The 13,467-nt window shown below is 53.4% G+C and carries 12 protein-coding genes; 1 reads left to right on the forward strand and 11 read right to left on the reverse strand.

Features of this window, described 5'->3' with window-relative positions; genetic code table 11:
- Nucleotides 1–68 precede the first annotated feature (68 nt).
- The 6 genes from WHS46_04610 to WHS46_04635 all read right to left on the reverse strand — a co-directional run bounded on the left by WHS46_04610 (nt 69) and on the right by WHS46_04635 (nt 4,879).
- The gene (locus WHS46_04610) at nt 69–959 is read right to left on the reverse strand and encodes an ABC transporter ATP-binding protein (GenBank protein MEJ5347954.1); all 891 of its coding nucleotides are present in this window, start codon (nt 957–959) and stop codon (nt 69–71) included.
- On the reverse strand, nt 947–1,951 hold the full coding sequence (locus WHS46_04615) for an NAD(P)H-quinone oxidoreductase (GenBank protein ID MEJ5347955.1): 1,005 nt from the start codon (nt 1,949–1,951) through the stop codon (nt 947–949). Before WHS46_04615 ends, WHS46_04610 begins: the two co-directional genes overlap by 13 nt.
- Nucleotides 1,951–2,631 (reverse strand): DNA repair protein RadC, encoded by a 681-nt coding sequence (gene radC, locus WHS46_04620; protein ID MEJ5347956.1) that lies wholly within the window; start codon nt 2,629–2,631, stop codon nt 1,951–1,953. The genes WHS46_04615 and radC overlap by 1 nt, the downstream gene beginning before the upstream one ends.
- A complete protein-coding gene (locus WHS46_04625; protein MEJ5347957.1) occupies nt 2,612–3,265 on the reverse strand; it encodes an ABC transporter substrate-binding protein in 654 nt (217 codons plus the stop codon). Before WHS46_04625 ends, radC begins: the two co-directional genes overlap by 20 nt.
- A gap of 82 nt (nt 3,266–3,347) precedes the next feature.
- Nucleotides 3,348–4,514, reverse strand: a complete 1,167-nt coding sequence (locus WHS46_04630) for a class I SAM-dependent rRNA methyltransferase (GenBank protein ID MEJ5347958.1) — start codon at nt 4,512–4,514, stop codon at nt 3,348–3,350.
- Nucleotides 4,515–4,609: 95 nt separating this feature from the next.
- Nucleotides 4,610–4,879 carry a hypothetical protein gene (locus tag WHS46_04635; GenBank protein ID MEJ5347959.1) on the reverse strand — a complete coding sequence of 90 codons (270 nt, stop codon included), beginning with the start codon at nt 4,877–4,879 and terminating at the stop codon, nt 4,610–4,612.
- Between the two features lie 309 nt (nt 4,880–5,188).
- Between WHS46_04635 and WHS46_04640 the strand changes: the two genes are divergently transcribed.
- Nucleotides 5,189–5,842, forward strand: a complete 654-nt coding sequence (locus WHS46_04640) for a TIGR00730 family Rossman fold protein (protein ID MEJ5347960.1) — start codon at nt 5,189–5,191, stop codon at nt 5,840–5,842.
- On the opposite strand, the gene WHS46_04645 is transcribed toward WHS46_04640, so the two are convergent.
- From WHS46_04645 to WHS46_04665, 5 genes are all read right to left on the reverse strand, one after another.
- The gene (locus WHS46_04645; GenBank protein ID MEJ5347961.1) at nt 5,832–7,322 is read right to left on the reverse strand and encodes an Rne/Rng family ribonuclease; all 1,491 of its coding nucleotides are present in this window, start codon (nt 7,320–7,322) and stop codon (nt 5,832–5,834) included. The genes WHS46_04640 and WHS46_04645 overlap by 11 nt on opposite strands.
- Complete coding sequence (locus tag WHS46_04650; GenBank protein MEJ5347962.1) at nt 7,319–8,677, reverse strand: CoA activase; 1,359 nt, start codon at nt 8,675–8,677, stop codon at nt 7,319–7,321. Before WHS46_04650 ends, WHS46_04645 begins: the two co-directional genes overlap by 4 nt.
- Before the next feature lie 21 nt (nt 8,678–8,698).
- Nucleotides 8,699–11,761 (reverse strand): acyl-CoA dehydratase activase, encoded by a 3,063-nt coding sequence (locus tag WHS46_04655; GenBank protein MEJ5347963.1) that lies wholly within the window; start codon nt 11,759–11,761, stop codon nt 8,699–8,701.
- A 237-nt stretch (nt 11,762–11,998) separates the two neighbouring features.
- On the reverse strand, nt 11,999–12,961 hold the full coding sequence (locus WHS46_04660; GenBank protein MEJ5347964.1) for a radical SAM protein: 963 nt from the start codon (nt 12,959–12,961) through the stop codon (nt 11,999–12,001).
- Nucleotides 12,958–13,401, reverse strand: coding sequence for a MerR family transcriptional regulator (locus WHS46_04665; protein ID MEJ5347965.1), 444 nt, complete (start codon nt 13,399–13,401; stop codon nt 12,958–12,960). The genes WHS46_04660 and WHS46_04665 overlap by 4 nt, the downstream gene beginning before the upstream one ends.
- Nucleotides 13,402–13,467 lie beyond the last annotated feature (66 nt).

The following is a 13,467-nucleotide window of genomic DNA, read 5'->3' on the forward strand; positions in this document are numbered from 1 at the left end:
AGTGGACATGTGTATCCGCCCGCACTTACCGCCTTGCCGTCACAAGACGGCCCCAACCGGGGATGTCTTCATGGCTGCGAGGATAAAGGAGGGGCAGGGGTATCAAGAAAGCCCATGCGGGTCCAATAACGCCCGTGGTGTACGTGCACTTCGATAGGGACTTGAAAAGCCGAGGACAAGACGGAACCGGAAAGCACCTGCTCTTTTGGGCCGCTGGCCACACAACGCCCATTTTGCAAAACCAACACATGAGAGAAAACGGGCATGATTTCTTCCAGATGATGGGTGACCAAAACGAGGGTGGGTCCTTGAGGGTCCCGGCCCATGCGGTCCAGGGTTTCCAGGAGTTGTTCTCGAGCGACCATATCCAGCCCGGAACAGGGTTCGTCCAAGATGAGAAGCCTCGGACCAGCCATCAGGGCACGGGCGATGAGCACCCTTTGTTTTTCCCCCTGAGAAAGCACGCCGTAAGGGCTATGAAGAACCGAGGCACAGCCCATGACTTCGGCAAGTCTTTCGGCCTTACGCTCGTCTTGTGAGGAAGGTTTTTCGAAAACGCCGATGGAAGCGAACTTCCCGCCGATAATCAGGTCCAGGGGTTTTTGATGCGGCGGGACGTGTTCTTGCAGGAAAGATCCCACCCACCCGATTTCCTTACGTAATTCTCGAAGATCGACGGAACCGAACCGGCGTCCCAGCACTGTGATGGATCCTCGGGTGGGCCATAGATAGCCCGCGAGCAGCAAAAGGAGCGAGGTTTTTCCCGACCCATTGGCCCCCAGGACCACCCAGTGTTCTGCAGGATTCAATCGCCAAGTGATATCGGTAAGAATGGATCGGCGAGATCGCACCAGGTGAACCCCTTCGAAGGCGATCCAGAGTCCCTGGTTTCCATTGTCCACGGTGTGTTCGAACTCCTGAGTTTTAGGCATAATCTGAGGGCCGGTCATTCTTTCCATCGCACAACCACTTTGCCGAAATGTTTTCCTTCACGGACGTAAAGGTGAGCCGCCTCCACGTCCTGCACTGCAAAAATCTTATCCACGATGGGACGAACCGTCCCCTTTTCCAGAAGGGGCAAAATCTCTTCTCGGCATCGCTGAATGACGGCCGTTTTTTCCGCGTGGGATCGGCTCCGCAGCACGGAACCGATGATTCGAATTCTTTTGGTCAAGAGTGGAGCCAAGGAACACGTCGCGTGGTGTCCTCCCATAAGCCCGATGAGCACAAGGCGGCCTTTGGAAGCCAGGATCTTTAAATGTTTTTCCAGATAGGGAGCTCCGATGAAATCCAAAACGACATCCACACCTCGGCCCTGAGTCCAGGAAAGCACGGCTTCCGCGAAATCTTCGCGTGTGTACTGAATAACCAGGTCAGCTCCAAGCCAACGACATTTTTCAGCTTTCCAGTCACTACCGCAGGTGGTCGCCACATGGAGCCCATAGACTTTGGCCAACTGAATGGCAGCCGTCCCCACACCGCTTCCGCCGCCGTGCACTAAAAGCGTTTCTCCGGGCTTCGCCTTGGCTTCGTCAAAAATGTTGGTATGCGCCACCACGAAAACTTCGGCCGCCGCCGCTGCCTCCACAAAGGAAAGATTTTCCGGCACCGGAAGTAAATGATCGGCAGGTACAGCCGCATACCGAGCATAGCCGCCTCCAGCCACAATCCCAAAAACCCGATCCCCTTCCGCCCAGGGAACATCCTCGGAACCCCGACGCACCACATACCCGGCCAAATCCAGACCGAGGATCGAAGAAGCCCCGGGTGGCGGAGGATACAATCCGCGACGCTGCAACAGATCCGCTCGATTCACGGAAAAGGCTTCCACCTGCACCAACACTTCACCGGCCTTCGGCTCAGGCATGGGGACATGGCCCAAGCTCAAGGTATTCCAGCTCCCGGGCTCTCCGGTTTCCTCAACGAGCACAGCAGGCATCATCCTTTCCATCAGCCTATCTCCCCTTTTTCTGCAAAGGAATAATAGCGGTCTCCCGCCAGGATGATGTGGTCGTGCACGGTGATATCCAGATCTTGCAGCAGGCGTTTGAGCTTCAAGGTCAGTTGCCGGTCCGCGGCGGAAGGTTCCGGGTCCCCGCTGGGATGGTTGTGTGCGAAAATGACGGCCGTCGCTCGATGCTTCAAAGCGGCTTCCACCACCAGCCTGGGAAAGACGGCCGTGCGATTCACGGTTCCTTCCTGAATGCGTTCCACAGCGATGAGCCCGTTCTGGCTGTTGAGAGCCAACAGGCAAAACACCTCGACGCGTTCCGCTTCAAAATGTCCCTTGAGGTATTCCACTGCCTCCTGGGTCGAACTAAGGGTCTTTACCGATCGCCAGCGATCCTTTCGGTAGCGCTCCACAAGCCGTGGGATCAAGGCCAGGAGCATGGCCGAATGGATCCCGATGCCGGAGACGGCGGTGAGTTCTTTTGGCGAGGCATCCAAAACGGCGGAAAGGGAATGAAAATGCTCGAGCAGCGCTTTGGCCGTCGGTTTTACATCGCGTCTGGGAATGGCATAGGTCAGCAAGAGCTCCAAGACTTCATGGTCGTGAAAGGCGTCCAAACCTCCCGTCAAGAAGCGTTCTCGAAGACGTCGACGATGTCCTTCAGCTCCCAAAGCGGTCATTTTTCTCTAACTCGGCCACTTTTTGTTTGAGGGAGTCCAAAAGATCGTTCACCGATCGATTCACCAGAAAACTTTCGAATTGCGACCGGTAGTTACTTACGTAGCTGATGCCTTCAATGACCACGTCGTAAACCATCCATCGGTCGCCGCTTTGAATCATGCGGTATTCAACGACCACATCCTGATTCTGGTACCGCACCCGCGTCTTGACAAGAGCAAAGCGGCCTTCCACACGCTCTTCCTCGTAGCGCACAACCTCATCTTCCCCGCACGTATAAGTGTCCACCTTTCCAATATAGGTAAAGTACAAAAGATCCTTAAAAAGGCTGACAAATTCCGTTCGCTGTTCGGGATTTAGACTTCTCCAGTGTCGGCCCAAAGAGCGTTTCGCCGCCTCTTCAAAATCCACATATTCCATGGCAATGGACCGAACGGCTTCACGTCTTGCCTTGATGTGTTCCGGACTGTCCGTTCCGCATGTATGCAACACATGAAGCGCCCGTTCGGTCGCGTTCTTGATGACGTCCGTGGGCTTGGTTTGAGCCGGTGCCGACGACACAAACCAAAGCACCGCAAAAGCCACCATAAGCACCCTTATGACAACCCGCATTTCCCCTCGCTCCTGGCTTTTCATGAACCTACCTCCCCATGAAATCTTCCCGACTTTGTGCCTTGTTAATGCACCTTATCATCTGTTGTAAAGACCTGTGAAACCTTCAGAGCACTTCAAGAAAGGCGCATTTAAGGTACCTCGTTTCCGGCATACCTAAGAGAACCGGATGATCCAAAGCCTGACCGCGTGCTTCCAAAAGCCTTAAGGATCTCCCCGCCGCTTGACCGGCTCGAAGCAGCATCTCGTAAAAAGCTTCCTCTCGAAGGTGAAACGAACACGAACATGTGACCAAAAGGCCCCCTCGACGCAAAGCCAGCATGGCACGACGATTGAGGTCCGTATATCCCCTGACGGCATTGGGAAGCGCTTTCTTGGTCTTGGCGAAAGCCGGAGGGTCCATGATGATCACGTCGTAGCTTTCCCTTGGTGTCCGTTTCAGAAAATCAAGAACATCACTGACCTGAAAATGACATCGGTCCTTCAATTGATTCACCTCGGCATCCTTGGCCGCTCTTTTTACCGCATCCTGCGACGCATCCACACCCAGGACCCGCACGGCTCCGGCCTGCGCCGCCACCAGGCTCCATAGCCCCTGATAACAAAACAAATCCAGCACCTCGGCTCCCACAACATAGCGACGAAGAGCCTCTCGATTGTCCCGCTGATCCAAGAAGAGACCGGTCTTTTGCCCTTCCAAAAGATCCACCTGAACCGTCAAGCCGTGCACAGAAACGGAAAACGAATGGTCCAGGGTTCCCTGAAGAATCCTTTTTTCCAGAGGCAAGCCCTCCAAAGCGCGGGCTGAGACATCGTTTCGAGCCACCACGGCGTGGGGCTGAAACAGACGCATGAGCGCCTCACAGACCATCGATTCCACGGCCGCCATCCCCGCCGTGGTCACTTGCATCACCCATGCCGAATCATAGCGATCCACCACAAGTCCCGGAAGCCCGTCGGATTCTCCATAAACCGCCCGGTAAACCCGTCGCCCTGGGTAAAGTTTCTCTCGAAAAGCCACAGCTTTTTGAAGTCTTTCGGCAAAAAAATCCGGCGACGGCACCATGTTCGATGGACCCACAAGGCGACAGGCGATCAGGCAATGGGGATTCACATAACCTGTGCCCCAATGCCGGCCCGATGTGGACACCACCTGCACCCACTCCCCCGGTGTAAACATTTTCAGAGGACTTTCCACTTCATTGCTGAAAACCCAGCGATGCCCCTGCAAGAGCCGTCGTTCGCAGCTTTTGTTGATCACCAGTCCTTGCATGGCGTCCTCTCCCGCTCACCCCACCTCGAAAATGTGAAAGCAAATAAAAAAAGCGCTCCCAAGGAGCGCCCGTAGCAGTCTCAGGCTGTGCCCCCCTAGCCGGCTTCGGAACGAATCGATTCCAACAAGATGCGATAATCTTCATAGATGCGGGCATCGCTTTCGATAACTTCATACAAGTCATCCAAATCCATGGCGATTACGGCATCCTTGTCGGGCGCCTCTTCCTTGAGCTCAATCCAGATCCAATCCAGAAGCATCTCTTCAGGATCGGCATAACCTTCCTCATGCTTATCCAAAATCCCGTCCGCAAGCTTGCGGTTGACTTTTTTCAAAGCCGCCTTGACAAACTCTTTCATCTCCATATCACATCGCCTCCACATCCCTCGATAGGAAAAAACCTTTTTTCATGGCGAACAGCCTTCTTTATGAACCGACACCCTTTCGACCACGTCCCGTGAAAGGCCTTCTCACTCATTTTAAAAGCCTCCTCAATTTACAGCGGCCGACGCACAGCGCTTGATAGCGGATTTGATAAAGCTTTTCAACAAACAAACGCATTTGCTCATGAGAAAAAACTCACGGATTTCCTTTTAGACCTTCTCAAGGCTGTGATAAACTTTTCATGTTGTTGTCCTCGAAATAATCCCTAAAGAAAGGAGCCGTCGGCGACCATGAAAGAACGTCAATACGTGATTGATGCCATGACCATTCAGGATTCTTGGCGTCTTTTCAAAATCCTGGCGGAGTTTGTGGAAGGCTTTGAAATTCTAGGGGATATCTATCCGGCCGTCTCTATCTTTGGGTCGGCCCGAGTGGGTCCGGGGGATCCCACGTATGAATTGACCGTGGAAATCGCCAAAAAATTGGCGCAGAACGGTTACAACATTATCACCGGGGGTGGTCCTGGAGTGATGGAAGCCGGCAACAAGGGGGCCAAGGAAGGTGGTGCGCATTCCGTGGGACTTAATATCGAATTACCCATGGAACAAAAACCTAACCCTTATGCCGATGTGAGGATCAACTTCAAGTACTTCTTTGTGCGCAAGGTCATGTTTGTCAAATATGCTCAGGCTTACGTGGCCATGCCGGGAGGCTACGGAACCCTGGACGAAGTCTTTGAAGCTCTCACCTTGATTCAGACACGGCGCATCAAACCTTTTCCCATCATTCTCGTGGGCAGCGATTATTGGGGGCCCCTGCTTCACTGGATGCGGCATACCCTGCTGCCTCGAGGCCTCATTTCTTCAGAAGACCCCGAGCTGGTCATGCTGGCCGATGATGCGGATCAGGTCGTCAAGATCATCAAGAAATACGTCATTGTGTAAGCGGAATGGGTTCGGCGGTCACGAATTCCAGGCGACCTTCGTCAGGAGCTGGATGGGCCGAAGCCTCGATGACGATTTCCTTTTTAAAATGTTCTTCCAAGGCTGTCAGGTCTTTTCTTTTACGGTTCAGAAGGTAATGGGCCACGTCGGCGGGGAGAGAAGCGCGCACTGCGATCACGTCTTCCCTAAGAAGCCCGTTCCAGATTTTTCGAAGGTACCATACGGCGGAAGTCTCCGTAGAACGCACCATGCCGGTTCCCGAGCACAAAGGACAAGCTCGATAGGACCCGAGCTGAATACTTAAGCCGAGATGTTCCCGTGAAATTTCCAGAAGTCCGAAAGACGAAATCTTGCCCACTTTGACCTTGGCTTTGTCTTTTTTGACTTCCTCACGCAATCGTCGTTCCACGTTGCGGATATGCTGGGTCTGACGCATGTCGATGAAATCCACCACCACCAGTCCCCCCAAATCCCGCAAGCGTAATTGACGTGGAATTTCTTCCGCCGCTTCCATATTGACTCGGTAAATGTTGTCTTCCTGAACCGTTTCTCGAGTCGCCTTGCCGGTATTGACATCGATGGCCACCAAGGCTTCTGTGCTGTCGATGACCAGATAACCCCCGGATTTAAGCGGCACCCTTTTTTGAAACAGCTGGTCGATCTGTTCTTCCAAATGAAACTTATTGAAAAGGGGGGCGTCCCCTTTGTAAAGCTTCACCAAGCGCTGATGCTTTGGGCTGATGATACGAATGAATTCCTTGACCTGCCGGTGCACCTCGGGATGATCCACCAAGATGGATTTCATTCCCGGGTGAAAATAGTCCCGCACCACACGAACGGCCAAATCCCTTTCCCGATAAATCAAGGCAGGGGCTTCGGTTTCCTTGACCTGTTTGAGAATCCCTTCCCAGATACGAACAAGGTAGCGAAGATCCTTTTGAATTTCTCGTTTCGTACGGTTTTCGGCCGCCGTACGCACAATGAGGCCCATCTCTTCCGGAACTTCCAGTTCCTGGACGATCTGCTTCAGTCTTTCCCGCTGGGTTTCGTCTTCGATCTTTCGAGACACCCCTCTTTGATTCTGGCCTGGAGCCAGCACCAGGTAGCGACCTGCCAGAGACACATAGGTTGTGAGGGCAGCCCCTTTATTCCCCACCTCTTCTTTGGTCACCTGGACCAAGACTTCTTGGCCTTGTCGAATCACATCCTGAATCTTGGGCGGCCCTTCAACTTCAACCGCATAATAATCCGGATGGATTTCGCTCAAAGGAAGAAATCCGTTGCGTTCTCCTCCATAGTCCACAAAGGCCGCCTGCAAAGACGGTTGCACGTTGACGACGATGCCCTTGTAAATATTGCCGACCACCTTGCCTCGAGTAGCCGTTTCAATGAAAAATCCTTCCAGGGATTGACCTTCCACAAGGGCAATGCGAACTTCTTCGGGATCGTGAGCGTTGATGAGTAAATGCTGTGTGGTCATAGGTTTCCGCGATAAGAGGTGCGCGTCTTCTGACGCTGCTGGGCTTGATAGATGAATGTTTTGAGAATCACGTGGCGGTTGGGTTGAGAGGTCCCGTCGTAGGGAGCGTCCACATAGGGAATACGCTTTTCCAAAAGCATAGGTTTAAGAACGGCCGAACAGATGGTGCTGGGCATACAGGTAAAGGGGAACACATTGACGATGCCGTCAAAACCTTCTTCCACGTAAGCCAAAGCCCCTCCGATACTCAAGGCGGCCTCCGTGCCGATCTCAAAGCTGAACAGACGGTCATTTTCTAAAAAACTCTCAATGTGCTTCACACTATGGTCCGGTTGAATATCCAGATGACGCAAAACGCGGGCGTACACTTGATGTTGCCGCCAGGCTTGGTATCGGTTTTCTATGCCCTGATGGATGACGGCCTTCGCCGCTCGAATGGCTTGGGCCTTTCGACCTTGACGCCACGCGTCGGCACACCGTTTCTTGGCCTTGCGCAGCCGTTCATAACTTACAAAATTGATCCATTCCGCAATGGAAGCGTCCACCACTTCGCCGCCATAAGCTTCGATCTGGCGAATAATGTTCTGGTTAGAGTCCGGATGACTCCTCAAGTAAATCTCACCGACAATACCGATCTTGGGCCTGCGAGGTTTTCTGTCATCGATAAACGTGGCCGCCGTTTCAGCCACATCTTCCACCAAATCATAAAGCCGCGCAAAATCCCTTCGTGGCCCGTGAGTGACCACAGCCTTCTCCATGGCCTCAAGAGCCTCTTCCATAAAGGCGTCCGTCAAGCCCGGCCGTACTTCATAGGGACGAACCCGCCACACGATGCGGTCCAAAACGTCGGCAATCACCGACGCCACATAAGCAACGCGACGAAAATAGCGCGCCTTTTTCTTGGGCAGTAAGCCGGCCACAGAATAGGCATCCGCCGTTGAAAGATAAGTGATTGGAATACCACGGTATTCCGGAAACTGATCCAAAACGATTCTCTGAAACTTGTTGTACATGCCGAAACGACATGGACCATCCGATTCCGGGAGAAAATAGACGTAACGTTCCGGATCAAAGTCCTTACCCAAACGACGTTTTTCTTCTTGCAAAAAGTAAAGAATATCTCCCAGGGTCACCTGGCAGGGAAAGCATTCCTTGCCGGAAGTAAACTCCTTTCCCAACGCCAATCCCTTGTAGGTTTCCATCACCACGGCCGGCACACCAAAGGCGCGAAAGCTTGCCGCCAGAAGGCGTGTGCCGAAAGGGGTCATTTGAGGCAGCAGCAGAACACGACCGGTAACGTCAAAACGGTCCACACCCTCGTGCAATCGATCCAAAACCCTGTGCGATGCTTGCATGGAACCTTTCGAACCCATCCCTTAATTGCTCAATTTTCCGGCCAGATCGTTCCAATCCGTCGAACCCAGCGAGCTTTCGTGAACGTTTTTGACCACGTTTCGAAAAGCTTCCACGCGCGTCAGAAGACCCGCCACGGCGCTATGCTCATCCAGTTCCAGAATCAAAGCTGGTTTGCGTTCCAAAATATGCCGGTAGAAATGTTCTACAAAAGAATCCGGCCCACAACTGAAATTGCTCAAGTGAACTCCAAACCAATGAGGTGTGCGGGCGATTCTCTTGGCACTTTTTAGAATACGAGCGCCAAGCCCCCAGTACATGCGAGGGAAATCGCTCAGATCCTCTGGATCCACATCCAAAACATCCGCCGGAATCGCCCAGATACCCAGTCTGGCTAGGTGTCTTCCAAGCTTCAGGTTCAGGCGCTCGTCATAAAGATTGTAAGGACGACCTGTGACGATCCAGACAGGTTCCAAGGCCGGGACTCGAGAAAGGATGGCACGCCCCACGTCATGGACACGTTTTCGAAACCATTGCTGATAGCCCCAAGCCGCACGCACCGCAGCCGCCACACGATCCCGATGGATCTTCCAAGACCTTGGCAAGGATGCATACACCGAAGAGACCAGGGCATCGGGACCCTGCTTCATGAAAAGAGTCGGCCGAATCAAGCGGTCATCTGAAATGTTCAAGGCCGCCCGCACCACGTATTGCGAGCTTTGCACCAAAGGGCAGAACATGCCGGCTTCCTGAGATTCGGGAACGGGCATACTGATGACATTGGGCAAGAAGACATAATCCACATGATCCAGCAGAACATCCACGTGTCCGTGAAAGACTTTCACGGGAAAACAGGTCTCCGCCGTCATGGATTCCACGCCTTTCAGGGCAATGCGGTTGTCGGTCTTGGGGCTCACCAACACTCGACATCCAAGAGCCGCTAAAAGGCGCACCCAAAAGGGTCCCCATTCCAAGGCATGCAAGCCCATAGGAACCCCCACCACAGGTCGCTCCTCCTCGTTTAACGAGGCTTCGGCAGGTTCCCCCAAAACGTGAGCGTATTCCCGAATCATCTCCCAAAACAGCCGTTGACGGGCTTCAAATGTGTTTTCCGCAGACGGCCCACGATAATGGCTCACTTCAAAACGTCCGCAATCCCCTCCCCAGACACTCTTTCGACCTACAAAATCATAAATCTTCAGCTTGCACTCGTTATGGCAGTGTCTGTCCGCTCGACACACGGATTCCGTAAAGTGAACCGTGGCTTGAGCCAATGCCTCAAAATCTCTTTGCTTTTCAGAAAGCTCTCCCCTTTCAAAAGCTTCCTTGACCGCCAAAGCCGCTCCATAAGCCCCCATGACCTCGCGGTGAGGCGGGACCACCAGAGGCCGCTGCAAAACCCTTTCAAACGCAGCCACCACAGCCTTGTTCAGGGAAGGACCTCCAAGAAACATAATCTTTTTGCCAATAGGCCTTTTGCCCACAACCCGGTTAAGGTAGTTATGAACCACGGCGTAGCACAAGCCCGCAATGAGGTCCTCACGGCGCGCCCCTTTTTGCAGATAGCTGAAGAGATCCGATTCCATGAACACCGTACAGCGTTCCGCCAAGCTCACGGGGTTTTCGGATGTCAGGGCCAAGTCCTGAAATTCACCCACAATGTTAATTTTGAGTTTGTTCGCCAATTCATGAAGAAAACTCCCCGTCCCTGCCGCACACACCTTGTTCATGTCAAAGTCCAGAGGATGGGTGTCTTCAAGCCGAATATATTTGGAATCCTGCCCACCGATTTCAAAAATGGTGTCCACGGTAGCGTCCACCGCCACCGCCCCTTTGGCGTGGGCCGTGATTTCGTCCAGGATAAGATCGGCGTGAAGGAAATCGCCCACCACGTTACGACCGGAGCCGGTGGTAGCCACAGCTTTGATGCGCACGCGCGACCCTACTTGCGAAAGCATCGTACGCAACAGGTTTTGCGTGACCTCGATAGGCTTTCCCTGCGTTTGGACATAACGCTTGTGGCGAATCCTTCCCCATTCATCGATCAAGGCATATTTGGTTGTGGTGGACCCAATGTCCACTCCCAAGTAAACGGGCACAGGATTCTTTTCCTCCCACCCTTCCCAGGGAGGGAAAGTCTCGTCCACGTCAAAGACCGTCCAGCGCAGTTCCAATCGAGGCGCTCGAGGAAACTCTTCCCCGGAAACCTCCACGTTTTCCGACAACCTATTCAGATCCACTCGATGACAACGCCCGGCACGCCGGCTCTGCAAGGCCGCCCCTAAAGCCCCTAGGGAGGTATGATGAGCAGGTACTTGCAGATTCGGATAATACTGGCGAAATGCTTCCACCTGCAGTGGGTTGGAGGCCATGCCCCCGATAAAGATCACCGGCTCTTCCAACTTGCGAGCCGCCACGATGGTGCTCACATAGTTGGCCGCATTGCCGTAGTGAAGCCCGGCGATGATGTTGGGCAGAGGTTCCCCCTTGTTTTGCAGATGGATCATGTCGGATTTGGTGAAAACCGTGCAACGGCAGGCCACCGGCGCCGGAGAACTGTGTTGCAGGCCCAGGGAAATGAAATCTTGCAGAGTCTTCTGCATCTTTTCCTGGGTCATTTCAAATTCGGCCCCATAGATGGAAGAGGCCAATCGGGCACTTTGTTGATCCATAAAGGAACCCGTCCCCGAAGCGCATGGACCGTTCATGTTGAAAGCGTCCAAGTGCCAGGATCCGTTCCTATGGCTTACCTGAAAAAGGGAAGCGTCTTGTCCGCCGATACTGATAATGCTGCGAACGTCGGGAACCACATGGATAGCACCCGTAACTTGAGCGATGGTTTCCACTTCAAAAGGGGCGTTCAGGATTTCCGCCAGCCTCTCTCCATGGACTCCCGTAAAAGTGACGGACCGCACCAAAGGCGCGCCGAACCTCGCAAACACTTCTTCCAAAACCCGCCGCACTTCATAAACGACTTGGCCGAAGTGCCTCACATACGGTGCTTCCCAAACGATCTTTTCGTGGTCATCGATCACCACCACGTTGACACTGACCGATCCCACATCCACACCGACATCGAACGCCACGACGGCACCCTCCATCCTGGTCTGAGATCATGGGCTTCAAGACCGTTTTGGCACGAACGGTCGGCACACCGTCCTTCAAACAGCAGGGTTTGTTTTAAAATTCTTACCCTGTACGGACATCCACCGCAGCATACTCGAAGACGCTCTTCAGGAAAAGCCTCTCAGGGTTTCCCGAAATCACCGCTACCATCGCAAAGACATCGAGAAACCTTGAGTCAAAAATCGCCAAGGAAATACCTATGAGGGCGTGCCTTCTGCCGGCACCACAAAATCCCGAGCCTCAAACTTGCGAAGCTCCAAGCGGCCGCCTTCACAAAGGGTTTGGACCACGTGTTTCAGGGTGTCCAAGGGAACTCCCAGAGCGTCCGCCATTTCCTCCATGGAGCATGGCCTGCGTCGTACCAGCTGCACGATACGCTCTTCCAGGCTTTCATCGTCCCCGATGTTCCCCCTGGCTTCATAGGCACCCAAAACATCCACAGGGCATGATGTAAAAAAGGCCGCCGCTTCTTTCATGGCTTCGGCCGTCAAACCATCAAGACCGGGTTGGGCCGGAGGACGCACCACCGTGTTCAATTCCACTCGATCCGGGCCGATACGTCGCACCAAAGCCGCCAGGTCACGCAGATGGGCCGGACTGTCATTGATGCCCCTCACCAAAAGGATTTCCAAATGATAAGCACCCCGGTATTCTCGACGAAAGGATTCCAAACCTTCCACAAGGAGATCCAGAGACAAATGCGGATGCGGACGATTAAGCCTTGCGAAAACCTCCGAGTGAGCGGCGTCCAAAGACGGCACGACCCGGTCAGCTTTCAGAAGGCCTCTGCGGACTTCTTCCTGCCACAGAAGGGTTCCGTTGGTCAGAACCACCAAAGGAATATAGCTGTATGCGGCTTTGATGGCGGAAATCAGTTCGCCTAAAGGCTCATAGAGCGTGGGTTCACCGGCCGAAGAAAAAGTCAGGGCATCCACGGCCTTTGAATGCTTTTGTAAAAAGTGCTGCAATTGGGCTAACACGTCATCCGGGGGTATAAAAGCCTTTCGGTGAAGACTCAGATGTGTCGTAGGGCCGGATTCACAATAAAGGCAGTCCAACGTGCAGGTCTTGGGAGGAATCACATCGATGCCCAGGGAACGCCCAAGTCGGCGGGACGGCACCGGCCCAAAAAGCGTACCGGTCACGTGAGAGGCTTTCATGCCTTGGAATCCTGCGCTTCTCCTTCATGGCAGCGCCGCATCATGACGTGATTCTTCTTTTTGAGATAGACTTCGCACTCGGTGCACAATTGCCCTTTTTCCTTGCAGGCACGAGGTACCAAATCCCAGCAGGGCACAGGAAAATTCAGAATCGCCGGGCAGCTCTTGCGTACGGATTCCTCGCAACCTCGAATTTCCCAGCATGGGGCCACGGTGAGAAGCTTTTTAATCCCGGCAATGTTCAAACCGTCTTCAGTAAGCAAACGACGCAGGCATTTGAGCCACTGCAGGTCATTGTTGGAATAAAAACGTTTACCGCCTCGCCGTGCCGGCTTTATGAGGCCTTCCTGCTCGTAAATTCTTAGTGTTCTTGGGTGTATGTTGAGTAGTTCGGCCACAATTCCAATAGGATAAAGAGCCTTTCCGTTTTCTACCTCCACGATGCCTTCCTCCTTCGTGGGTGGACTCGACAAAGTGACTTAGCAATGCATCTGCTACATCATGAT

The organism is Desulfosoma sp. (assembly GCA_037481875.1).
In the GTDB taxonomy this organism is placed as follows: domain Bacteria; phylum Desulfobacterota; class Syntrophobacteria; order Syntrophobacterales; family DSM-9756; genus Desulfosoma.

What these genes read in the sequence shown, in the direction of transcription:
- WHS46_04660 (MEJ5347964.1), bottom strand. Translation starts at nt 12,961, where the DNA reads ATGAAAGCCTCTCACGTGACCGGTACGCTTTTTGGGCCGGTGCCGTCC.
- WHS46_04635 (MEJ5347959.1), bottom strand. Translation starts at nt 4,879, where the DNA reads ATGGAGATGAAAGAGTTTGTCAAGGCGGCTTTGAAAAAAGTCAACCGC.
- WHS46_04625 (MEJ5347957.1), bottom strand. Translation starts at nt 3,265, where the DNA reads ATGAAAAGCCAGGAGCGAGGGGAAATGCGGGTTGTCATAAGGGTGCTT.
- WHS46_04645 (MEJ5347961.1), bottom strand. Translation starts at nt 7,322, where the DNA reads ATGACCACACAGCATTTACTCATCAACGCTCACGATCCCGAAGAAGTT.
- radC (MEJ5347956.1), bottom strand. Translation starts at nt 2,631, where the DNA reads ATGACCGCTTTGGGAGCTGAAGGACATCGTCGACGTCTTCGAGAACGC.
- WHS46_04610 (MEJ5347954.1), bottom strand. Translation starts at nt 959, where the DNA reads ATGGAAAGAATGACCGGCCCTCAGATTATGCCTAAAACTCAGGAGTTC.
- WHS46_04640 (MEJ5347960.1), top strand. Translation starts at nt 5,189, where the DNA reads ATGAAAGAACGTCAATACGTGATTGATGCCATGACCATTCAGGATTCT.
- WHS46_04615 (MEJ5347955.1), bottom strand. Translation starts at nt 1,951, where the DNA reads ATGGAAAGGATGATGCCTGCTGTGCTCGTTGAGGAAACCGGAGAGCCC.
- WHS46_04650 (MEJ5347962.1), bottom strand. Translation starts at nt 8,677, where the DNA reads ATGCAAGCATCGCACAGGGTTTTGGATCGATTGCACGAGGGTGTGGAC.
- WHS46_04630 (MEJ5347958.1), bottom strand. Translation starts at nt 4,514, where the DNA reads ATGCAAGGACTGGTGATCAACAAAAGCTGCGAACGACGGCTCTTGCAG.